This window comes from Streptomyces sp. NPDC057010, assembly GCF_042673805.1.
Taxonomy (GTDB): Bacteria; Actinomycetota; Actinomycetes; order Streptomycetales; family Streptomycetaceae; genus Streptomyces.
In genome coordinates, this window is the sequence record NZ_JBHUSC010000017.1 from 97,874 (window position 1) to 118,603 (window position 20,730).

The following is a 20,730-nucleotide window of genomic DNA, read 5'->3' on the forward strand; positions in this document are numbered from 1 at the left end:
CCCGCGGGCGAATGGGTAGGTCAGGGCCCCCTGAGCTGGGGTGCGGCCGGAGCCGGGCCTCACGCTCCGGTCAGCGTCGGTGACCGCCGGTCGGGGGAGGCGGGGCGGGGGTGGCGGGGCGGGGGTGGCCGATCGTTTCTGCGGTGAACGTCATGAGCCGACTGGGGGAGTCGCCGTAAGGTTCCGCCGCGCCCGGGCCGATGCATCCCACCCCGACACGTGATCGAGGACGGAGCGGGGGCACATGGCGCACGAAGAGGAACCGGTTCAACGGCACGGGCCGACCCGGAAATCCGGCGGGCTGCGCAAGAAGCTGCCGTTCTGGGCATCTCGCGGAGAAATGGGCCCCTGGGAGCAGAAGGAAAGCCTCCTGGCGAGGATCGCCGAACTCGAGCCGACCCTGGAGGCGGCGGAGATGCGCGCGTTGAGCGATCCCGGGCAGAGCGAGGTGGCGCAGGCCTACGCGAGCAAGGCCCGCTCGGAACTGAACGAGGCCAAGAGGACCCTCGCGCACACGTGGCACCCCGTCATGCGCCGTGCGGCGCATCTTGGGGTCGCCCAGTCGCATGTCGATGCCGCCTTGAACCTGCTGGTCTGGATGGCTCCGCCCGATGACATCAAGGCGTTCATGCCCCAGATGGTGGCCCTCGTCGACGAGCACTTCGACGTCAGCGATCCGCGGCGCATCCGGGTCGCGAAGATCGCTCACGGCCTCCAGCAGCCGGACGCCCGTGCGATCGATCCCAGCGAGCGCGCCTTCCTCGCCGAGACGGTCAGCCTCGCCCGGCGCCTTCTGCGCAAGGAGACCCTGCGGGTCCGCAGCTTCGTGCGGATCGTCGCACTGGTGACGGTGGGGCTGTTCCTCGCCGCGGCCGGTGTCGCTGCCGCCACGCTCACCTGGAAGGAACTGGTGCCGCTCTGCTTCACCCCCGAGAACGCCGGCATGTACAAGGTGGTCTGCCCGACGAACAGCATCGACGTCAAGAACGTCCCGACCATCACCCAGATCACGGGCACCACGCAACGCTGGGACTACCTCGTCGTCGAGGCCGTCGGTGCCGTGTCCGCCGCCATCGCCTCGGCCGCCGCCCTGAGACGGATCAGGGGTACGGCGCTGCCCTACAACGTGCCGGTCGTCCTCGCGCTGCTGAAGCTGCCCACGGGGGCGCTGACGGCGCCGCTCGGACTCCTTCTGATGCGCGGCGGCTTCGTCCCGGGTCTGAGCGCCCTCGACTCCACGGCCCAGATCATCGCCTGGGCCATCGTCTTCGGGTACTCCCAGCAGCTGTTCACGAAGCTGGTCGACGATCGCGGACAGGCGCTGGTCGATGCCGTACGAGGTCCGGCCAGCCAGCCCCCCACCTCTAGCCCGGACGCACGTCCGTAGCCGGTCGGCGGAGCGGTCACGGCCGGGGGCGGTAGACGGTCAGGGCGTCGGGCAGCTCGTCCAGGACCAGGGCCGGCGGGGCCTCGGCGTACTCGCCGTCGTAGGCGAGCGGGGTGCCCGGCGGGATGTCGCCGATGCGCAGGCTGCGCAGCCGGGTGGCCACGTGGACCGGGGAGCGGCTCAGCGGGCCCGCGAAGGCGGCGGCGAGCAGGCGGGGCCCGGGGCGGCCGCCGCCGTGGACGAGCCGGAGGTCGAGCAGGCCCTCGCCCAGGCTGTCGCGGCGGCGGGGGGCGGGGCCGGTGCCGTGGTAGGTCCCGTTGCCCGCGAAGAGGAGCCACACGCTGCGGGGGCGGCCGGCCAGCCGCAGCCTCACGGGCCGCTGGGCGCGCAGCACCCGCCAGGCCGCCAGCAGCGCGGCGGGGCCGGAGCCGATGCGCGGGGCCCAGCGCAGCCGGTGGCCCAACAGCTCCGGGTAGGCGCCGATGCTGAAGTTGTTCAGGAAGTAGCCGGGCCGGCCGGATCCGCCGGGCTGGTCCTGCGGGCCGGGGGCGAAGCGGCCGACGCCGATGTGGACGGCGTGTCCGGCGGCCAGGGCCCGGCAGGTGTCCTCGGCTCCGGTCAGGCCGAGGTCCATGGCGAAGTGGTTGAAGGTGCCGCCGGGGAACACCGCCAGCGGCAGCCCGGCGCGCAGGGCGGTGGCGGCGGCGGCGTTCACCGTGCCGTCGCCGCCGCAGACCCCGAGGACGGTGGCCCGGGAGGCGGCCTCTTCCAGGGCGGCGGCCAGCTGCGGCCCCTCGCACTCGATCACCTCGGCCTTGGGGAGCCGGGTGCGCAGTACGTCGAGCCCCACGGCAGCTGCCGTCCCGGAGCCCGTGTTGACCACCACGGTGAGCCCGGCCCCGTCGGGCAGCGCGGGCGCCCCGGCGGCGGCCCGCTCGTCGCCGGGCACGACCCGGGCCTCCTGCGCGTCCCGCGCGAGCCGCCGTACGACGAGACCGGCGGCCACGCCCAGCGCCGCGCCCGCGACCACGTCGGAGGGGTAGTGCACCCCGGTGTACACGCGGGAGAAGGCGACGGACGCGGCCACCGGGGCCACGACGGCGCCCCAGGCCGGGGACTCCAGCGCCAGCCCGGCGGTGAAGGCGAAGGCCGACGCCGAGTGCCCGGAGGGGAAGGAGGTGGTCTGCGGCTGCATCGCCAGCTGCCGCACCGCGGGCACCCCGTCCAGCAGGGGCCGCGGGCGGCGTACGGACCACTTCCCGACGGTGTTGATGGTCGCGGAGGCCAGCGCCAACGAGGCGACCCCGCGCACGGCGGCCTTGCGGGCCCGCGCCGACCCGAAGACGGCGAGCGCCGCGGCTGTCCCGCCCCACAGCACCCCGTGGTTCGCGGCGCGCCCGAGCCGGGGCAGCACCCGGTCGGCCCCGGGCCAGTGCCGCCGTGCCACCAGGTCGAACAATGCGCGGTCCCACCGGACGACCGCGCCCCGCCAGGTCAGTTCCTGATGTTCCTGATCAGCCATTGCCTGCCCCTACCCCCGCAGCGGCGGTCCTAGCGCCGTGACCCGAAAGGTTCACCGGGTCGCAGCAGGGGGGAATGGCGGATCAGGTTCGCCCCGGGCCCTGGTCCTCCTCGTCCAGCGGGCGCTTGCGCAGGAGGAGGACCACCAGGCCGCCCAGGACCACCAGGCCCACCGCCAGCGAGGCGATGACGGGGGTGGCGGCCGAGCTGCCGCTGGTAGCCAGCCGCTCCTCGTCCGGGGAGGCCTCGGACAGGGAGGCGGCCTGGGCGCCCAGGGGGACGGCCCCCGCACCCGGGGCGGTCTCCGCGACCGTGCCCGCCGGGACCTGCGGCGGCTGCGGCCAGACGGCCGTCGCCGTGGCGGCGGCCGCGGACTCGCTGGAGCCGGCCACGATCTGGGCCTGGGCCGGCACCCCGCTGGTGAAGACCCGCCCGACCGGCACCTTGGTCGCGCCCTGCACGGTGACCGAGGCCGTCCCGTCGGGGGTGCCCGCGGGCACCTCGAAGTACAGCCGGCTGCCGTTCACGGCGGTCTCCAGCGGCCGCCCCTCGGCGTCCACCACCCGCACCCCCATGGCGACGGCCGCCGCGTCCGGGATCACCGAGACGCTCGGCGCCCCGGTCCGCACGGTGACGGGGCCGAGCCGGGTACCCACGGCCCCCGTCACGCCGCCCGGGTCCAGCCCCAGGGAGGCCGGCGGCTCCGGCAGCTGCCCGGCCTCCCGCTGGAGGTAGTCGGCCAGCTTCTCGGCGGCCGGGTCCGCGGCCTCGACCCGCACCCCGTCCGCCAGCCGCCAGATCGCCACCTGGGTCCCGGCCGCCGCGCTCTCCGCGGTGAGCGCCCCGGCCCCGGCCACCTTGGCGAGCCCGGCCAGATCGTTGAGCTGCGGGTAGGAGTGCTCCAGGATCCAGCGGATCCGGCCGGCCTGCCCGTTGCCGGCGAGCGGGCTGCCGTTCCACCCGCTCTCCGTGTAGCGGGCCTGGGGCTGCGCGTTGCCCGCGATGCCGACCCCGTACGTCTGGAGCATGCCACCGCCGTCGACCCGCATCTCGTAGAGCCCGGCCGGGATCTGCCGGACCGAACCGTCCCCGGAGTGGAGGACCGCCTGCCCGTAGGTCTTCAGCCCGTCCAGGACGGCGCTCGCGCCCTCCGGGGGCCGGGGCACCGCAGGATCGGAGCCGGTGGCGGCCCGTGCGCCGGGCGCGGCGGCGAGGGCCGCGGCCAGCAGGGCCGCCACCGCCAGCGGGCGGCGCACGGCGGAGCGAGAAGCGGAACCAGGAGCGGAACCAGGAGCGGCAGGAGCGGGATCAGGAGCGGAGGATGCGGGAACGGCAATCGACACAGTCTTCCCCTTCGGGCCAAAGACCCAGGTGCCCGTGAGTACCGGGGAATCCTAACCGCCTCGAACACTCAGACCACCGCCGCCTTCTGAGTGACCATCAGCGGCGTATCCGTCTTGACGACCCGCCGGAACGCCGCCGTCCCCCGATTCAGGTCGTGTCCGACGGCGATCGCTTCGATGTCCGCCGAGAACCACCGGTTGCCCTCCCCATCGGGCGGGTCCTCCCGCACCCGCAACCGCCCGTGCACCACGAGGGGTTCGCCCACCGATACGGAGCCGGCGAGGTTCACCGCGAGGGTGCGCCGCGCCCACACCGTGTAGAAGCTGGTGGCCCCGTCGGTCCAGAGCTCCTTGCGCCGATCGAAGTACCGCGGTGTCACGGCGAACCGGAACCTCGCCGACGGCCCGTTCACCGTCTCCTTGTAGTCGATCTGCGTCGCCACGTACCCCACCAGCGTCACCAGGGTGTCGTTCATCCCGGTCGCCTCCCCCACCGATCGCACCCGTACGGACCATCCGCACGAGGTACGCACCATGCTGGGTCCGGCCGCCCTGATCCCGCTCCGGCCTGTGGATTACCGACGGGTTGTGGACAACTTGCTCCCCCCTGCGGACCCCACCGCGGACCCCGCCGCGGCCACCGCCGCGTACTGTTCGCGCACCTCCCGGTAGCGCAGCAGCTCCGCCGCCACCGGCTCCAGCACGCGGGCCCGCCCGCAGCCGGCCGCCGCCTGCCGCAGTTTGCGCTCCGCGTCCTGCCCGTACCTGCGCGCCGGGCCCCGGGCCGCGATCGAGCAGGCCCACTCCACCAGCGGCCCGCCGACGATGCCCGCGACCATCAGCAGCACCGGCGGCAGCAGCTTGGGCTCCAGGACCCCGACGATCTGCCCGACCAGCCACAGCCCTCCGAAGATCTGGAGCAGCGTCATGGCCGCCTGCCCCAGCACCGCCGCCGGCCACCACGCGGGCCGCGGCGGTTTGACGCTGGGCACCGCGACCGCCGCCCCGAGGGTCACCGCCAGCTCGTCCAGCGCCTCCGGGAGCTGTTCGGCCCCGCGCACCGCGGTCTCCCGTACCGCCTGCGCCCAGGGTTCGGGCAGGCCGGTGACCGCCTCGTCGGCGACGGCCCGTACGGCCTGCTCCACCCGCTGGCGCGCGGTCACCTCCTCCTCGGCCGGCGGCTCGGCGAGCGCCGTGCCCCGGCCGCCGATCACCGCCAGCGCGGCCAGTCCCGCCAGGGTGCGCGGGGCGCGGCGGCTCTCGTACCACCGCCACAGCCGCAGCCACGGCGTCCCGCAGGCCTTTCCGGCGTTGCGCCGCCACGCCCGCTCGGCGGCGAGTCCGGCCGCATACGCGCCGACGGCCTCGGCGAGCCGGTCCTCGAACTCGGCGCGCGCCGCCTCCCCGATCTCCGGCCCGGCGTGCCCGTCCGCCACGTACAGCGGCCGCAGGCGCACGGCGGCCCGGTCGACATCGGCGGAGATCCGCCGGGTCGCGGCGCCCTTCTCCTGGGTGAACTGTGCGAGCAGCTCGCGCAGTTCCCCGACGCCCTCCCCGGTGAGCGCGGACAGCCCGAGCACGGTGGCCCCCGGCTCGCCGTGCTCGCCGAGCGCGATGCCGTCGTCGTCCAGCAGCCGCCGCAGGTCGTCCAGTACGAGGTCGGCGGACTCCCCGGGCAGCCGGTCCACCTGGTTCAGCACGACGAAGGTCACCTCCGCGTGTCCGGCCAGCGGCCGCAGGTACCGCTCGTGCAGGACGGCGTCGGCGTACTTCTCCGGGTCCACCACCCACACCACCGCGTCGACCAGCGCCAGTACGCGGTCCACGTGGTCGCGGTGCGCGCCGACCGCCGAGTCCAGGTCGGGCAGGTCGACGAGGACCATCCCGCGCAGCGCCTCCGCCTCGGAGGTCTCGCGGGGCCGGCGGCGCAGCCGCCCCGGGATCTCCAGGCGGTCGAGCAGTCCGGCCGCCCCGTCCGACCAGCTGCACGCGATGGGCGCGGCGGTGGTCGGGCGGCGCAGGCCCGTCTCTGAAATCTGCACTCCCGCGAGTGAATTGAAGAGCGTGGACTTGCCGCTTCCGGTGGCTCCGGCGATCGCGACGACCGTGTGCTGCGGTGACAGTCCGCGCCGCGCCGCCGCCTCGTCCAGGACCCGGCCCGCTTCGGCGAGGGTCTTGCCGTCGAGGCGGGTCCGGGACAGCCCGACCAGCTGGCGCAGTGCGTCGAGGCGCAGTCTCAGGGCCTGTCCTTCGGGGCTGAGCGGGGGTGCGGTCGCCTTGCCGCCGTCGTCGCCCGCGCCGGAGACGGCCCGTACGAGCGCCTCGTCGCCCTCGTCGCCCTCCTCTTCGTCCTTGTCGTCCAGCGAGGGGCGTGAGCGCGCGATGAGCCCGTCGTCCCAGCGGTCGTCGGCGCGGTCGGTCAGGGCGTTCATCGCGTCACCTCTCCTTCTGCAGTACGGACAGCGCGGCAATCAGCTCGGCCTGTGGTTCCGGGGTCACTTCGAGGGCTTCCAGCGGGGCGAGCCTGCGGTCGCGTTCGGCGCGCAGCACCTGGTCCAGGTGGTCGCCGACCAGCTCCGCGCCCCGGTCGCGCAGGCGCAGGGCGGCCTGGGCGCCGATCCGTTCGGCGAGCTTCTCGCCTGCGAGCCGGGCCCGCTTGCCGCCGAGGAGGGCGGCCACCAGCAGGGCCGCGACCCCGTCGGGGTCGGGTGCGGGCTGGCGGTCGGACCGGGCGACCTCCTCCTCGGCGAGTTCCTCCAGTACGCGCCGCCAGCGCCGTACGGCCATGCCGATGCGCTCGCCCGCCTCCCGGTCGGGCGCGGGCAGGGGAACGGCTCCGGCGGCGGGCTCGCGGCGCCAGGACGCGGCGATCCGCTCGTCGGCGGCGGCGACGGCGCACTGGAGGAGCGCGGCGAGCGACTCGGCGAGGGAGTCGAGGAGTTCGTCGGCGGTCGTGTCGAGGGGGTAGCCGCGCCACCGGGTCAGGGCGTCGCCGGCCAGGACGGCGCCTTGGTCGAGGCGGTTGCGGACCCGCCTGCCCTCCCTCTTGTACGCGTCCTCGACGGCCGAGGTCAGCCGTACGGCGGCGGCGTGCTGGGCGGCGACGGCGGAGGCGAGTTCGGGCATCCGGCGCCCGAGGGAGTCCAGCGCGCCGAGCGCGGTCCGCCCGACGGCGTACTGGCGGGCGGCGGGGTCCTGGGCGTGGTGGGCGAGCCAGGCGGAGAGCGGCGCGACGGCGCTGGCCGGGAGCAGCCCGCCGCCGCCCGCCGATTCGGGGAGTTCCGGGACGGTGAAGCGCGGTACGTCGCCCAGCCCGGCCCGGGTGAGCAGGGCCCCGTACTGGCGCGAGACCTCGGCGAGCACCTGGTGCGGGACGCGGTCGAGGACGGTGACGAGGGTGGCCTTGTACTGCTTGGCGGTGCGCAGGAGGTGCCAGGGGACGGCGTCGGCGTACCGCGAGGCGGTGGTGACCATGACCCAGACGTCGGCGGCGCAGATGAGCTGGGCGGCGAGGGTGCGGTTCTCGACCACGAGGGAGTCGATGTCGGGGGCGTCGAGGATGGCGAGTCCGCGGGGCAGGGTGGAGACGGTCTCGATCCGCATCTCGCGGGTCACGGGGCTCTTCCCGGGGCTCCGGTCTCCGGTCCGGGAGCGGCCGCGGGTCGCGGCCCCGGGCCCGGAGCGGGACCGGGAGGACGCGGCCTCGGAAACGTCCTCTTCCTCCCCGGGCGGCACCCAGACCCGCATCAGGTCGGGCAGCACCCGCATTCCGGCGAACCAGTGATGATCATCCGGATGGCAGACAAGCACGGGGGTGCGCGTCGTGGGACGCAGCACCCCGGCTTCGCTGACCTGCCGCCCCACGAGTGAGTTGACGAGGGTGGACTTGCCGGCTCCGGTGGACCCGCCGACGACGGCGAGCATCGGCGCCTCGGGCGCCTTCAGCCGGGGTACGAGGTAGTCGTCGAGCTGCGCGAGCAGCTCGGCTCTGGTCTGGCGGGCGCGCGGAGCGCCGGGCAGGGGCAGCGGCAGACGCACGGACGCGACCCGGTCGCGCAGGGCGGACAGGGCATCGAGCAGCTGAGGCCGAACATCCAAGGTCACCACATGCGAAGAATGCCCAATTTAGGACCATTTTTGAAGCTTATACGCCCTCTGCGCGCCGACCGCGACTCCGGAGGAACATCGTGGACAGAGCGGACTAGTGGGGCGCAGGCATAACGAGTGCACAACACCCAGGGCGCCGCGGCGCAAAAGCGATGCGAGAATCGCACCTGCCTGCGATTATCGGGACCGCTTCACCGAACCTCCACATCGTGGCACGCGAGTGAAGCAACCGGGACAAGGCAACCGGAGCCCTATCCTTGACCCGGCACGGACCGCAGTCCCACCCCCACCAAGGGGCTCCAGGCCACCACGGCCACCTTCCGGCCCCCGTAGCTCAGTGGATAGAGCAGGTGCCTTCTAAGCACTTGGCCGCAGGTTCGAGTCCTGCCGGGGGCACTCTTTCTCCACCACCCCGAGCCCTCCCTCCGCGGAGGGCTTTCGTACAGGTCAGCGGCACACTAGCGCGGTCGCCGTAGCGGTGGCGTAAGCCCGGTAAACCGGGCCGCGGCCTTTGGACTTGCGCCGGCGGGTGCGACCGTAGGATCCCTCTGAGCAGTGCCCCCACATGTGATGCGCACAGCGGGGCGCATGCAGTCCAGCGGCTGCAGGGGGGAAGGGCATGAGGCAGGGGAGCCACGTCGGTGGACGCTACCGCCTGCTCGAAGTCGTGGGTGCGGGTGGCATGGGCGAGGTCTGGCGCGCCCATGACGACCGGCTGGGCCGAGAAGTCGCGGTCAAGACGTTGACTGCCGCCGGGGGCGGCCTGGATCCCATGGCCAGAGCCCGGTTCGAGCGCGAGGCGAAGGTCGTGGCCCGCCTCGACAGCCGTCACATCGTGACGATCCACGACATCGGCGATGTCGAGATCGACGGGGCGCGGGTTCCGTACATCGTCATGGAACTCCTGCGCGGTCAGCCACTGGACCGCGTCATCCAGCAGGGCAGGCCCCCGCTGGACGTCATCAGAGACTGGGCCGACCAGATCTGCGCCGCCCTGGCCGCAGCGCATGCCGCGGCCGTCGTGCACCGCGACATCAAGCCGGCGAACGTCATGATCACCCAGAACGGCTTCGTCAAGGTCCTCGACTTCGGGATCGCCTCCTTCCTGGACGGCGCAGCCCCCCACACGACACTGACCGAGACGGGCACGGTGCTCGGCACGCCCGCCTACATGTCGCCCGAACAGGCCCAGGCCTCGGCTCTCGACCACCGCAGTGACCTGTACTCGCTGGGCTGCGTCCTCTACGCCCTGATCACGGGTCGGCCGCCCTTCAGCGCTGCCGGCCGGATCTCGATGCTCGTCAAGCACGTCACCGAACGGCCGGTACCCCCGAGTCACCTCGACCCGCAGTTGCCTGCCGGTTGGGACGACCTGGTGCTGGCTCTCCTGGAGAAGGAGCAAGGGGCTCGCCCGCAGAGCGCCGATGAGGTCCGCGACCTCTTGCGTTCCGTCAACCAGGCGCGTCCGGGCCTTTTCGGCGGCCCTGCCACGCGCAGGCTCGTCCGACGCCTGCGGGACAAGTGGTCGGCCGCGCCCGTGGCTCAGCCTCCTTCTGCCGATCCGTTCCGGCCGCCGGCGAACCCTCCGGGTCTCCCGACGGCGGTGGCGACCCATCCCCTGCCGGCCACCGCCCCGCCTCGCCCGGAACGGCCTCCGAGGCTGCCCGTACCGCAGCTTCAGCTGCGCGGGGACATCACGTACTCCCTGCCTTCGCTGGACCTGCTGGAGAAGGGCGGGCCGGGCAAGACGCGCAGCGCCGCGAACGACGCGGTCGTGGCCTCGCTGCGCAACGTGTTCACCGAGTTCAAGGTCGACGCGGACGTCACCGGTTTCACCCGGGGTCCGACGGTCACCCGCTACGAGGTCACCCTGGGCGCCGCGGTCAAGGTCGAGCGGATCACCGCGCTGACCAAGAACATCGCCTACGCCGTGGCCTCGCCCGACGTGCGGATCATCAGTCCGATCCCGGGCAAGTCGGCGGTCGACATCGAGATCCCGAACACCGACCGCGAGATGGTCAACCTCGGCGACGTCCTCCGGCTGGCGGACGCGGCCGAGGACGACCATCCGATGCTGGTCGCGCTCGGCAAGGACGTCGAGGGCGGCTACGTCATGGCCAACCTCGCCAAGATGCCGCACGTGCTGGTCGCAGGGGCCACCGGTTCCGGCAAGTCCTCCTGCATCAACTGCCTGATCACCTCGATCATGGTCCGGGCCACTCCGGAGGACGTGCGGATGGTCCTGGTGGACCCCAAGCGGGTGGAGCTGACGGCGTACGAGGGCATCCCGCACCTGATCACGCCGATCATCACCAACCCCAAGCGGGCCGCCGAGGCCCTCCACTGGGTCGTGCGCGAGATGGACCTGCGCTACGACGACCTGGCCGCCTTCGGCTACCGGCACATCGACGACTTCAACCAGGCGATCCGCGACGGCAGGATCAAACTGCCGCCGGGCAGCGAGCGCGAGCTCAGCCCGTACCCGTACCTGCTGGTGATCGTCGACGAGCTGGCCGACCTGATGATGGTGGCCCCGCGCGACGTCGAGGACTCCATCGTCCGCATCACCCAGCTGGCCCGCGCGGCCGGCATCCACCTCGTGCTCGCCACCCAGCGGCCCTCGGTGGACGTGGTCACCGGCCTGATCAAGGCGAACGTGCCCTCGCGGCTCGCATTCGCCACCTCCTCGCTCGCCGACAGCCGGGTCATCCTCGACCAGCCGGGCGCCGAGAAGCTCATCGGCAAGGGCGACGGGCTGTTCCTGCCGATGGGCGCGAACAAGCCCGTCCGCCTCCAGGGCGCCTTCGTCACCGAGGACGAGATCGCCGGGATCGTCCAGCACTGCAAGGACCAGATGGCCCCCGTCTTCCGGGACGACGTCGTCGGCCCGGAGCGGAAGAGGTGGATCGACGAGGACACCCGCGACGAGCGGGACCTGCTGTGTCAGGCGGTGGAACTCGTGGTCGCCACCCAGTTCGGCTCCACCTCGATGCTCCAGCGCAAACTGCGCGTGAGCTTCGACAAGGCCGGCCGGCTCATGGACCTCATGGAGTCACGGGGGATCGTGGGGCCCAGCGAGGGCTCGAAGGCCCGCGACGTCCTGCTGAAGGCCGACGAGCTCGCCGCCGTACTCGCCGTCATCCGCCAGGAGTAGGAGCAGGAGCAGGTGCCGTCCGGCGCCCGGCTACTTGCGGGGCTGGGTGAAGCGGATCATGTTGCCGGCGGGGTCGCGGAAGGCGCAGTCGCGGACGCCGTAGGTCTGGTCGACCGGCTCCTGGAGGACCTCGCCGCCCGCGGCGCGGATGCGCTCGAAGGTGGCGTCGCAGTCGTCGGTGCCGAAGATGACGGCGCGCAGGAGGCCCTTCGCCAGGAGTTCGGCCATGGCCTCCCTGTCGGCGGCCGAGGCGTTCGGGTCCGCGAGGGGCGGTTCGAGGACGATGTTCACGTCCGGCTGCGAGGGCGCGCCGACGGTGACCCACCGCATCCCCTCGTAGCCGACGTCGTTGCGCACCTCCAGACCGAGTGCGTCCCGGTAGAAGGTGAGCGCCTTGTCGTGGTCGTCGACGGCGATGAAGCACTGGGAGAGCTTGATGTCCATGCGCTCCACGCTAGGCGCGGGGTTCGGCCTTCGCTTCTCCGTTCCTGACCGGTCGCGTGTGGATCTTGGCGACGCAGGGCGGGATCGCGGCGCTCGCGTCGTGGTTGCGGGCCCGGTAGGCGCTCGGGCTCTCGCCGACGAGCTCGGTGAACCGCGAGCTGAACGAGCCCAGCGAGGTACAGCCGACCTCGAAGCAGACCTCCGTCACCGTGAGGTCGCCGCGCCGCAGCAGCGCCTTGGCCCGCTCGATCCGGCGCGTCATGAGGTAGCTGTACGGGGTCTCGCCGTAGGCGGCGCGGAAGCTGCGGGAGAAGTGCCCCGCCGACATGAGGGCCGTACGCGCCAGCGCCGGCACGTCGAGCGGCTGCGCGTACTCGCGGTCCATCCGGTCACGGGCCCGGCGCAGCCGGGCGAGGTCCTCCAGCGTCGTCACCCGTCCACCTTCGCACAGCGCCCGGCCGGCGGGCAGGGGCCGCGGAGCCAGGGGTCCCGGGTTGCGGGGGGACCACTGATGGAGTTGCGTGGAAGTAGGTGCGTGTGTGGTCTTTTCGTATCCCCATTCGTCTGGGGGTGAACCCTCGTGCAGTTCACCCATCGCGCTGACGCGGGCCGGCGTCTCGCCGAGGCGCTGCGCCGTCTGAAGGGGGAGAACCCCGTCGTCCTGGGGCTGCCGCGCGGGGGGATCCCGGTGGCCTTCGAGGTGGCGCAGGCGCTCGCGGCTCCGCTCGATGTGATCGTCGTACGCAAGCTGGGCGTGCCCTACCACCGTGAGCTGGGGTTCGGCGCCATCGGCGAGGGCGGCGTACGGGTGATCAGCGAGGACATCGCCCGCCGCAGCGGGGTCGGGGAGGAGGCTCTGGCGGCGGTCGAGCGCGCCGAGGAGGCGGTGCTCGCCCGGCAGGCCCGCACGTTCCGCGAGGGGCGCCCCCGGGTGGATCCGGCCGGGCGGACGGTGATCGTGGTCGACGACGGGATCGCGACGGGGGCCACCGCCGCCGCCGCGTGCGAGGTGGTCCGGGCGATGGGCGCGGCCCGGGTGGTGCTGGCCGTGCCCGTGGCGCCGCCGGACGCGGTGGCCTGGCTGCGCACCGAGGCCGACGAGGTGGTCTGCCTGTCCACGCCGCGCGCCTTCTCGGCCGTCGGCGAGTGGTACCAGGACTTTTCCCAGACCCCGGACGAGGAGGTCGTCGATCTGCTGGCGCGGGCCGCCGCCGGATCCGTGGCCGCCTCCGACTCCGCGACGGAGGCCGAGGTGGAGGTCGAGATCGATGCGGACGGGGTCGCGCTCGCCGGGGACCTCGCCCTGCCCGAGGGCGCCCGGGCGGTGGTGATGTTCGCGCACGGCTCCGGCAGCAGCCGGCACAGTCCGCGCAACCGCGCGGTGGCGGCCGACCTGAACCGGGCGGGCCTGGGCACCCTGCTCTTCGACCTGCTCACCCCGGCCGAGGAGGGCCACCGGGAGAACGTGTTCGCCATCGAGGTCCTCGCGCGGCGGCTGGCGGACGCCACGCGCTGGCTGCGGAGCCGCGAGTCCCTCCCGATCGGCTACTTCGGGGCCAGCACCGGGGCCGCGGCCGCGCTGTGGGCGGCCGCGGACACGGACTCCCACATCGGTGCGATCGTCTCCCGGGGCGGCCGGCCCGACCTCGCCGCCCCGCGGCTCGTCGGCGTACGGGCGCCCACCCTGCTCATCGTGGGGGGCCGCGACACCATGGTGCTCGACCTCAACCGGCAGGCGCAGCTGGAGCTGCGCCACTGCGAGAACCGGCTTCAGGTCGTCCCGGGCGCCACCCACCTCTTCGAGGAGCCGGGGACGCTGGACGAGGTCTCCGCCCTCGCCCGCGACTGGTTCGCCCGCCACCTGTCGTCGCCGTAGTCCGGCATGCGCCGGTCGGCGCTAGGAGATCCCGAAGAGGCGGGCGGCCTGGTAGTACGTCCACGCCGTGCTGTCGCAGGAGGACTTCCGCGCGCCCGAGTACCGGGCGCAGACCCTGCGCAGGTCGGCGTGGAAGGCCTCGTCCAGGCGGGGTTTCGCGGCCGCGAAGAGCCCGGCCGCGCGGTGGTTGCGGTAGCCGAAGTCGTGGCGTGCGCAGGCCATCCGGAAGGGGAAGCCGAAGGGGTTGTCCGGGGAGGAAGTGCAGTAGTCCGTCGACCAGTCGAAGCCGTACGCCGCCCAGGCGTCCCGGTGGTCCCGCGCGGCGGCCCAGGCCTGGTAGCTGACGGCGTCGCCCTGCGTCCAGCGGCTCAGGACCTGGGGTTTGTCGGCCGGCACCGCGGGGGCCGCGGAGGCGGCGGCGGCCGGAGCGAGGGCGAGCACCGCGGCCGCGGCCGCCGAGGCGAGGGCGGGTACGAGACGGCGGGTGGCGCGGCGGGTGTCACTGCGGTCGTCACGGCGGGTGGCGCGACGGGCGGCACGGCGGTGCATGGCGTTCCTCGGGACCGGGAGGCGGGACGGGTGAGGGGGGATCCGCGCGGGCGGATCCCCCCTCACCAACTCCCCCGGGCGCCGCCGGGTCACTGGGCCCTGACGGACTGCGGCTCGTTCGACCCGGGCACAGCTGGCCCTCAGGTATGAGGCCGGATGCTACCTGCGGCAGAGTTCGGATTCGTACTGGGGAGGGACGCGCGATGAGGGTGCCGCAGCCGAGACTTGGGGGCATGAATCGCCGCCGCCCGTTCGTCATCGTCGCCGCCAGCGTGGGTGTCCTCGCCACCGCGGCCTTCGCCCTTCCCAACCTTCCGCCCAACCCGGTGACCGACCTGGTCAACGACCAGGTGTTCAAGGAGAAGGGGCAGCGCTTCGCGACCGCCGCCGATGCGCCCACGCGCGCGGACCGGGCCCACCGGGCCTTCGTCCTGCCGTCCTGGATACCGAAGGACGCCACCGATGTCCGAATACGGGTGCGCACCACCGGCGAGTCCAAGCTGATCCGGTTCACGCTGGGGGCGACCCCGCTCGACGGCCCGCAGTGCACTGCGGGCACGCCGAAGCAGGTCGTCGGCCCCGACCTGGGGGCCAAGTGGTGGCCGCACCGCGACCTGCGTGCCGAAGAGCGGGCCGAGTGCCGGGACTTCCACCAGTACCAGGTCGTGGTGCGCGGCAAGCAGGTCTACGCCTGGACGGACGGCACCCCGTCCCCCGGCTCGAAGCCGCAGAACGGCACCCCGGTCGCGCACGGCTGACGGCGGGCGGGGCGGTCAACCGCGGGGGCGGCGGCGGTCATTCGTGGGTCAGGGCGGTCGCGGTGGCCCGGGCGAAGGCGTCCGGGTTGTCGAGCATGATGTTGTGTCCGCAGTCGGGGATGGCCACCACGGCCACGCCGGCCGCCTCCAGGGCCCCGGCTTCGGGGAGCGGGCCGTCCGCCTCGGGCAGCAGGAAGCTGCGCGGGATCTTCAGCTCCAGCAGCAGCTCCCGCATCGTGGGCGTGGTCCCCGCCGCGAGGTGAACGGCGCTGCGGTACAGGGCGGTCCGGTCCGCCAGCCGCATCGTGGCCCACCAGTGCGCGCCGACCCGGTCGCGTACCTCCGCCCAGCCGCCGGCCAGGAACTCCTCCTCCGTGTAGGAGGCGATGCCGCTGCTTCCGGCCGTGCCGGGGGAGCGGGGCTGCGGATCCAGATTGGCGTCGACGAGCACCAGCCGGGACACCAGGTCGGGGTGCCGGTCGGCGAGCACGATGGCCACCGCGCCGCCCATGCTGTGCGCGATCAGCTCGGCGCCCTCGACGCCGGCCGCGGTGAGGGCGGCGGCCAGCGTGTCGGCGTGCTCCTCAAGGGTGTAGCCGAACGCCTCGGGCCGGTCGCTGTGTCCGTGGCCCAGCAGGTCGACCAGCAGCGAACGCCGGCCCGCCAGCAGCGGATGGACCGCGCTCGCCGCGAAGTACGCGGGGGCGGTGGCCCCGAGCCCGTGCACGTACACGCGGGCCGGCTCCTCGCCCGGCAGTTCCACCCATCGGATCCGGTCACCTTCCGCGGTGACGGCGGCACTTCGCACGTTCGCTCCCCCTCGTCGTCGAGGGCACGAGGATAGCCAGTACCGCTGCGGCTACTCTCGATCAGGTGATCGAGTACGTGAACGAGCTCGGCGGCGGCGCACCGCGGACCGGCGCGATCCCCGGGCCGGGGGCCGTGGCGGTGTGGTCCCTGGACACCACGCTGGAGGTGGTCGGCGGCCTCCCCGTGGGGGCGGCCGGGGCCGTGCTGGACGGGGCCGAACGCGAGCGGGCCGGGAACCTGTTGCGGCCCGCCGACCGGCAGCGGTACCTCGCCTCGCACCTCGGGCTGCGCGTGCTGCTCGGCGGCTACCTGGGTCTGGCCCCGCGGGAGGTCGACCTGGTCCGGGAGGACTGCCCGTGCTGCGGCGGCCCGCACGGCCGCCCGGCCGTGGCGGGCGGCGGCGTCCACTTCTCCCTCTCGCACAGCGGGACCCTGGCCTACCTGGCCTTCGCCGCAGTGCCCGTGGGCGTCGACGTGGAGGAGCTGCCGGGCGCGACGGCGGTGGCCGACGTGCTGCCGCTCCTGCACCCGGCGGAGACGGCCGAACTCGGCGCCCTGCCCGCGCCGGACCGCCGGACCGCCCTCGCCCGCGTCTGGGCCCGCAAGGAGGCCTGCCTCAAGGCCGCCGGCACGGGCCTCGCCAACGGCCTGGCCGAACCGTACGTCGGCTCCGCCCCCACCCCGCCCCCCGTCCCGGGCTGGACCCTGACGGACCTCCCCGCCCCCGCCGGCTACGCGGCGGCCCTCGCCCTGCGGTCCTGATCGGGACCCCGGGCCCGCCGCTCAGCCCGTCCGCGGCGTCGGCAGGCGGCGGGCGCGGGCCTCGGCCAGGGGGATCAGGGCCGGCCAGAGGGCGGACAGCCACTCGGTGGCCGACGCGGCCGCCGGGAGGCCCGGCGGGAGGGAGTCGTGCAGGGCGGCCGTCTCCGGTTCGACGGCACGGTGGTGCGTCAGGATCGCCGGCTCGCCGGGGCCGGGCGTGGCCACCGCAACGCTGCGCAGGAACATCGCGTTGGCCGCCAGCAGCCACACCGCCCCGCCGGCCGGCCGTGCCCCCGACGCGCCGGCGGAGCCCTCCGCGAGCGCCCAGGGGTCCGGCGCCAGGTACCGCACCTCCCCCACCCGCGTGAACCGCGCCGCGGCCGCGCACATGTCGCACGGCTCCTGCGTGCTCCACAGCACCGCGGAGCCGAGGTCCCAGCCGGTCCGGGCCGCGCCGAGGGCGTTCATCTCGGCGTGGGCCAGCGGTGTACCGCGCAGGGGGCCGCCGCCGGGTGCCGCCGGGCCCTCCTCGTACGCCTCGTTGCGCCCCTCGCACAGCACCGTGCCCGCCGCGTCCGTGAGCACCGCCCCGACGGCCAGGCCGCCCGCGGCCAGTGCCCGGTAGGCGAGGTTCAGGGAGCGGCGCACCGCCTCGGGTGCCGCCCGCCACGCCACGCCGAAATCCGCCTCACGATCCGTCATCCCGGCATTATCGTGGCCGCCATGGACATCCGCCGGGCCCGTACCGCGGCCGAGATCGCAGCCGCCGAGAGCCTCTTCGACGGGCCCGTCCGCGAGGACTGGTCCGCCCGTTTCCTGGCCGCCCCGGGCCACTTGATGCTCATCGCCTACGTCGACGGCGTGCCGGCCGGGATGGCCACCGGCGTCGAGATGAGCCACCCCGACAAGGGCACCGAGATGTGCCTGTACGAGCTCTCGGTGGACGAGGGGTACCGCCGGCGCGGGATCGGCCGCGCGCTGGCCCTGGCGCTGGCCGGCGAGGCGGAGGCGCGGGGCTGCTACGGCATGTGGGTCGGGGTCGACGCCGACAACGAGGCGGCGCTGGCCACGTACGCTTCCGCCGGCGCGCGGGACGAGGGCCTCTTCGCCATGCGGGGCTGGCCGATCGCCCCGTAGCCGCCGGAGGTGGCCCCCTGCGGCGGCGTGTCGTGGGGCCAGTCGGCGCACCCTCCGCGCGGGGGTGGCGGCGGTCGCCGAGCATCGGGCGCATGACCGCATTGACCGCGCTGCTCCCCGCCGCCGCCCTCCTCGCCACGGCCGTCGCCCTGCCTCCGCTCCCCGACGCCGAATCCCCCACCGCCCCCTACGTCGTCGTGCTCAAGGACACCGGCTCCCGAGCCCCGACCCGCGCCCTGGCCTCCGAGGCGGCGGATGCCGGGGACGAGGTCCGGGCCGTCTACGACGCCGCCCTGAACGGGTTCGCCGTCCGTACCACCGCCGCCCGCGCCGCCGTCCTCGCCGCCGATCCCCGGGTGGCCTCCGTGGAGCCGGACGCTCCGTTCCGCATCTCCGACACGCAGCCGCAGGCGCCCTGGCCGCTGGACCGGATCGACCAGCGCGAGCTCCCGCTCGACGGCTCGTACACGTACGCCACCAAGGCCCAGGGGGTCACCGTCTACGTCCTGGACACCGGGATCAACCTCCGCCACCGGGAGTTCGGCGGCCGCGCCCGCACCGGCTACAACGCCGTGTGGCTGGAGACCTCCGGCGACTGCAACGGCCACGGCACGCACGTCGCGGCGACCGTCGGCGGGGAGACGTACGGCGTCGCGAAGGGGGTCTCCCTCGTCGCCGTGAAGGTGGCCGACTGCGCCGGCGACGGCAGCCTGTCGGACATGGTCGGCGGTCTCGACTGGATGGTGAAGGACGCCGCCAAGGCCCCCGGCACCCCCGCCGTGGCGAACATGAGCATGGGCGGCAGCCGCAGCCGCGCCCTCGAAGCGGCGGTGGCCCGGGCCGTCGCCGCCGGGATCACCGTCACCGTGGCCGCCGGCAACGACGGCAAGGACGCCTGCACGGTGTCCCCGGCCGTCGTCCCCCAGGCCGTCACGGTCGGCGCGACCGACGCCGCGGACCGCCTGGCGAAGTTCTCCAACCACGGCCGCTGTGTGGACCTTTCGGCTCCGGGCGTCGGCGTCGTCTCGGCGTGGAGGGGCTCCCGTACCGCCCTCGCCCGGTCCTCCGGCACCTCCATGGCCTCCCCGCACGTGGCGGGCGCCGCCGCGCTGCTCCTGGCGGGCGGCACGGTGAAGACCCCGGCCCAGGTGGCCGAGGCGCTGGTGCGGGGCTCCGTGACCGGCCGCATCACCGCGCTCCCGGCCGGCACGCCCAACCTCCTGCTGAACCTGCCCGCCGGCGACTGAACCCGGCCACCGACCAGTCGGTATCCGATGGGCCGTCAGGCAGTCATCAGACTCCCCCTGATGGCCCATCAATTTCTGTGTGCTTCGGGCGAAAACAAGTCATTGACTTCTCATCACGGCGACGCGTCAATGTCGGCCACCGCACCGGCTCGACCTCCCCACACAGCGGGTGGGGGGAGGGGTTCGTCTGACGAAGGAGTCGCGACCCAGTGAGTACAACGTTCCGACGAAGAGTTCTGGCCGGGGCGGGCGCGTTGTCCCTGGCCCTGACCGGTGGCGTCGTGGGTCTGGCGGGGACGGCGCAGGCCGCGACCAAGACCACCCCGGTCTTCATGAAGTGCGTCGCCCCGGCGCCGCAGCCGGGCGCCAACGGCAATCAGGACTACACGATCACCCTCCCGGACGGCGCCAAGGCCGGCCAGAGCGTGCCGATCACGATCGACCCGGGCGAGACCCCGGTCATCCCGATGTTCACGATCGACACCGTCAACACGATCAAGGCCAAGCTGTTCGTCGGCGGCGTCGCGCAGACCGTGACCAGCCCGGCCGTGCCGAGCCACCAGGAAGCGAACAAGAAGTCGGATCCGCCGGCGTTCAGCGGGACCATCACCATCCCCGACGGCACCGAGGGGACCACGGTCCAGATCACGATCGACCAGGTCATCACGGACGCCGACCTGGGCGGCACGATCTACACCACGACCTGTACGCCGGACCCGCGCCCCAGCGGCTCCGTCGGCTCGGTCGCCGTCGAGGCCCTGCCCAAGGACCCGGTCACCACGAAGCTGACGCCCAACAGCGGCAAGGCGGGCACCCCCGTCGTCGCCACCGGCACCAACTTCCCGGCCGGTCCGGTCACCTGTTCCGCCCTGCTCGCGGGTGCGGCGACCGGTGAAACCGGCACCGGCTCCGCGGACGCCGCGGGCGTGGCCACCTGCAACATCACGGTCAACAAGAAGGCCGACGAGATCAAGATCAACGGATCGACCGGGGCCGGCAAGGGCTTCGTCTTCATCGAGGACCAGCCCGGCGTCGCGAACCCGGTCGACGTCGAGGTGCTGCCCGGCCCGCTGGCCCTCGGCCCGAAGGACGGCCAGCCGGCCGTCAGCTTCGGCGCGGTCACCATCAACGGCAAGGCCCAGTCGGTGTTCGGCGTGTTCAACGCGGCCACCGTCCAGGACTTCCGCGGCGGCACGCTGGGCTGGGACGTGACGGCGACCCGTACGCCGTTCCTGAACCAGGCCACCGGCCACCAGATGGCCAAGGCGCAGCTCGGCATCCAGCCGTCCTGCACCGTGACCAACCCGGACAGCCCGAGCACCTGCACCGCCGGTGCGCCCGGTGCGATCACGGCCACCCCGATGAAGGTCGCCTCCCAGGCGGCCGGCGGGGAGGACCTGACCGGTGGTGAGTTCGCCGTCGGCGGCGCGGGGATGATCCAGCTCCCGCCGTTCATGTTCGCCGACACCTACCAGTCGGTCGTGACCTTCTCGATCGCCTGATCCGTCCGGCCCGGTTCCAGGGTGGTGGGGGGGGGGGGGGCCCCCCCACCACTTACACCGGCGCCCCCCCCCCCCGGCGGGCCCCCCGCGAGGCAACAACGCCGAGGATGCACGCGCCGCACCCCCCGGCGCG

General features: G+C 73.8%; 18 protein-coding genes and 1 tRNA gene. 9 read left to right on the top strand and 10 right to left on the bottom strand.

All coding sequences use genetic code 11. The features are described 5' to 3' along the window. Nucleotides 1-244 precede the first annotated feature (244 nt). Nucleotides 245-1,387: a hypothetical protein gene (locus ACFTXQ_RS17350; RefSeq protein WP_382641565.1), complete on the top strand. Its 1,143-nt coding sequence runs from the start codon at nucleotides 245-247 to the stop codon at nucleotides 1,385-1,387. Nucleotides 1,388-1,403: 16 nt separating this feature from the next. On the opposite strand, the gene ACFTXQ_RS17355 is transcribed toward ACFTXQ_RS17350, so the two are convergent. From ACFTXQ_RS17355 to ACFTXQ_RS17375, 5 genes are all read right to left on the bottom strand, one after another. Next, nucleotides 1,404-2,909, bottom strand: coding sequence for a bifunctional phosphatase PAP2/diacylglycerol kinase family protein (locus ACFTXQ_RS17355; protein ID WP_382641567.1), 1,506 nt, complete (start codon nucleotides 2,907-2,909; stop codon nucleotides 1,404-1,406). 82 nt (nucleotides 2,910-2,991) lie between these two features. Then, a complete protein-coding gene (locus tag ACFTXQ_RS17360) occupies nucleotides 2,992-4,164 on the bottom strand; it encodes a thioester domain-containing protein (RefSeq protein WP_382641569.1) in 1,173 nt (390 codons plus the stop codon). 155 nt (nucleotides 4,165-4,319) lie between these two features. Next, nucleotides 4,320-4,727 carry a single-stranded DNA-binding protein gene (locus ACFTXQ_RS17365; protein WP_382641570.1) on the bottom strand — a complete coding sequence of 136 codons (408 nt, stop codon included), beginning with the start codon at nucleotides 4,725-4,727 and terminating at the stop codon, nucleotides 4,320-4,322. Between the two features lie 99 nt (nucleotides 4,728-4,826). Continuing rightward, the gene (locus tag ACFTXQ_RS17370) at nucleotides 4,827-6,683 is read right to left on the bottom strand and encodes a GTPase (RefSeq protein ID WP_382641572.1); all 1,857 of its coding nucleotides are present in this window, start codon (nucleotides 6,681-6,683) and stop codon (nucleotides 4,827-4,829) included. Nucleotides 6,684-6,687: 4 nt separating this feature from the next. Beyond that, on the bottom strand, nucleotides 6,688-8,349 hold the full coding sequence (locus ACFTXQ_RS17375) for a dynamin family protein (RefSeq protein ID WP_382641574.1): 1,662 nt from the start codon (nucleotides 8,347-8,349) through the stop codon (nucleotides 6,688-6,690). A 332-nt stretch (nucleotides 8,350-8,681) separates the two neighbouring features. Between ACFTXQ_RS17375 and ACFTXQ_RS17380 the strand changes: the two genes are divergently transcribed. Both ACFTXQ_RS17380 and ACFTXQ_RS17385 read left to right on the top strand, forming a co-directional pair. After that, nucleotides 8,682-8,754, top strand: a tRNA-Arg gene (locus tag ACFTXQ_RS17380). A 223-nt stretch (nucleotides 8,755-8,977) separates the two neighbouring features. After that, on the top strand, nucleotides 8,978-11,512 hold the full coding sequence (locus tag ACFTXQ_RS17385; RefSeq protein ID WP_382641576.1) for a DNA translocase FtsK: 2,535 nt from the start codon (nucleotides 8,978-8,980) through the stop codon (nucleotides 11,510-11,512). Between the two features lie 30 nt (nucleotides 11,513-11,542). Here ACFTXQ_RS17385 and ACFTXQ_RS17390 read toward each other — a convergent pair whose 3' ends face one another. Together ACFTXQ_RS17390 and ACFTXQ_RS17395 are read right to left on the bottom strand one after the other, a co-directional pair. Beyond that, nucleotides 11,543-11,956 carry a VOC family protein gene (locus ACFTXQ_RS17390; protein WP_382641578.1) on the bottom strand — a complete coding sequence of 138 codons (414 nt, stop codon included), beginning with the start codon at nucleotides 11,954-11,956 and terminating at the stop codon, nucleotides 11,543-11,545. A 10-nt stretch (nucleotides 11,957-11,966) separates the two neighbouring features. After that, a complete protein-coding gene (locus ACFTXQ_RS17395; protein WP_382641610.1) occupies nucleotides 11,967-12,341 on the bottom strand; it encodes a helix-turn-helix transcriptional regulator in 375 nt (124 codons plus the stop codon). 195 nt (nucleotides 12,342-12,536) lie between these two features. Here ACFTXQ_RS17395 and ACFTXQ_RS17400 point away from each other — a divergent pair, with 195 nt between their 5' ends. Next, nucleotides 12,537-13,832: a phosphoribosyltransferase family protein gene (locus ACFTXQ_RS17400; protein WP_382641580.1), complete on the top strand. Its 1,296-nt coding sequence runs from the start codon at nucleotides 12,537-12,539 to the stop codon at nucleotides 13,830-13,832. Nucleotides 13,833-13,853: 21 nt separating this feature from the next. Here ACFTXQ_RS17400 and ACFTXQ_RS17405 read toward each other — a convergent pair whose 3' ends face one another. After that, the gene (locus ACFTXQ_RS17405; RefSeq protein ID WP_382641612.1) at nucleotides 13,854-14,273 is read right to left on the bottom strand and encodes a phospholipase; all 420 of its coding nucleotides are present in this window, start codon (nucleotides 14,271-14,273) and stop codon (nucleotides 13,854-13,856) included. A 341-nt stretch (nucleotides 14,274-14,614) separates the two neighbouring features. On the opposite strand from ACFTXQ_RS17405, the gene ACFTXQ_RS17410 reads away from it, so the two are divergent. After that, the gene (locus ACFTXQ_RS17410) at nucleotides 14,615-15,139 is read left to right on the top strand and encodes a hypothetical protein (RefSeq protein WP_382641582.1); all 525 of its coding nucleotides are present in this window, start codon (nucleotides 14,615-14,617) and stop codon (nucleotides 15,137-15,139) included. 37 nt (nucleotides 15,140-15,176) lie between these two features. Here ACFTXQ_RS17410 and ACFTXQ_RS17415 read toward each other — a convergent pair whose 3' ends face one another. Then, the gene (locus tag ACFTXQ_RS17415; RefSeq protein ID WP_382641584.1) at nucleotides 15,177-15,947 is read right to left on the bottom strand and encodes an alpha/beta fold hydrolase; all 771 of its coding nucleotides are present in this window, start codon (nucleotides 15,945-15,947) and stop codon (nucleotides 15,177-15,179) included. 65 nt (nucleotides 15,948-16,012) lie between these two features. Here ACFTXQ_RS17415 and ACFTXQ_RS17420 point away from each other — a divergent pair, with 65 nt between their 5' ends. Next, nucleotides 16,013-16,711 carry a 4'-phosphopantetheinyl transferase family protein gene (locus tag ACFTXQ_RS17420; RefSeq protein ID WP_382641586.1) on the top strand — a complete coding sequence of 233 codons (699 nt, stop codon included), beginning with the start codon at nucleotides 16,013-16,015 and terminating at the stop codon, nucleotides 16,709-16,711. Between the two features lie 21 nt (nucleotides 16,712-16,732). On the opposite strand, the gene ACFTXQ_RS17425 is transcribed toward ACFTXQ_RS17420, so the two are convergent. Further along, nucleotides 16,733-17,413 carry a nucleoside deaminase gene (locus ACFTXQ_RS17425; protein ID WP_382641588.1) on the bottom strand — a complete coding sequence of 227 codons (681 nt, stop codon included), beginning with the start codon at nucleotides 17,411-17,413 and terminating at the stop codon, nucleotides 16,733-16,735. A gap of 21 nt (nucleotides 17,414-17,434) precedes the next feature. On the opposite strand from ACFTXQ_RS17425, the gene ACFTXQ_RS17430 reads away from it, so the two are divergent. The 3 genes from ACFTXQ_RS17430 to ACFTXQ_RS17440 all read left to right on the top strand — a co-directional run bounded on the left by ACFTXQ_RS17430 (nucleotide 17,435) and on the right by ACFTXQ_RS17440 (nucleotide 20,597). Beyond that, complete coding sequence (locus ACFTXQ_RS17430) at nucleotides 17,435-17,848, top strand: GNAT family N-acetyltransferase (RefSeq protein WP_382641590.1); 414 nt, start codon at nucleotides 17,435-17,437, stop codon at nucleotides 17,846-17,848. A 92-nt stretch (nucleotides 17,849-17,940) separates the two neighbouring features. Continuing rightward, on the top strand, nucleotides 17,941-19,095 hold the full coding sequence (locus ACFTXQ_RS17435; protein ID WP_382641592.1) for a S8 family peptidase: 1,155 nt from the start codon (nucleotides 17,941-17,943) through the stop codon (nucleotides 19,093-19,095). A 209-nt stretch (nucleotides 19,096-19,304) separates the two neighbouring features. Then, entirely contained in the window at nucleotides 19,305-20,597 is a 1,293-nt protein-coding gene (locus ACFTXQ_RS17440; RefSeq protein WP_382641594.1) for a hypothetical protein, read from the top strand. The last annotated feature ends 133 nt before the right edge of the window (nucleotides 20,598-20,730 follow it).

Bases quoted from the DNA above. Each gene is read 5' to 3' on its own strand.
- ACFTXQ_RS17390 (WP_382641578.1), bottom strand. From the start codon at position 11,956: ATGGACATCAAGCTCTCCCAGTGCTTCATCGCCGTCGACGACCACGAC.
- ACFTXQ_RS17355 (WP_382641567.1), bottom strand. From the start codon at position 2,909: ATGGCTGATCAGGAACATCAGGAACTGACCTGGCGGGGCGCGGTCGTC.
- ACFTXQ_RS17430 (WP_382641590.1), top strand. From the start codon at position 17,435: ATGGACATCCGCCGGGCCCGTACCGCGGCCGAGATCGCAGCCGCCGAG.
- ACFTXQ_RS17395 (WP_382641610.1), bottom strand. From the start codon at position 12,341: ATGGACCGCGAGTACGCGCAGCCGCTCGACGTGCCGGCGCTGGCGCGT.
- ACFTXQ_RS17365 (WP_382641570.1), bottom strand. From the start codon at position 4,727: ATGAACGACACCCTGGTGACGCTGGTGGGGTACGTGGCGACGCAGATC.
- ACFTXQ_RS17425 (WP_382641588.1), bottom strand. From the start codon at position 17,413: ATGACGGATCGTGAGGCGGATTTCGGCGTGGCGTGGCGGGCGGCACCC.
- ACFTXQ_RS17350 (WP_382641565.1), top strand. From the start codon at position 245: ATGGCGCACGAAGAGGAACCGGTTCAACGGCACGGGCCGACCCGGAAA.
- ACFTXQ_RS17435 (WP_382641592.1), top strand. From the start codon at position 17,941: ATGACCGCATTGACCGCGCTGCTCCCCGCCGCCGCCCTCCTCGCCACG.
- ACFTXQ_RS17410 (WP_382641582.1), top strand. From the start codon at position 14,615: ATGAATCGCCGCCGCCCGTTCGTCATCGTCGCCGCCAGCGTGGGTGTC.
- ACFTXQ_RS17370 (WP_382641572.1), bottom strand. From the start codon at position 6,683: ATGAACGCCCTGACCGACCGCGCCGACGACCGCTGGGACGACGGGCTC.
- ACFTXQ_RS17385 (WP_382641576.1), top strand. From the start codon at position 8,978: ATGAGGCAGGGGAGCCACGTCGGTGGACGCTACCGCCTGCTCGAAGTC.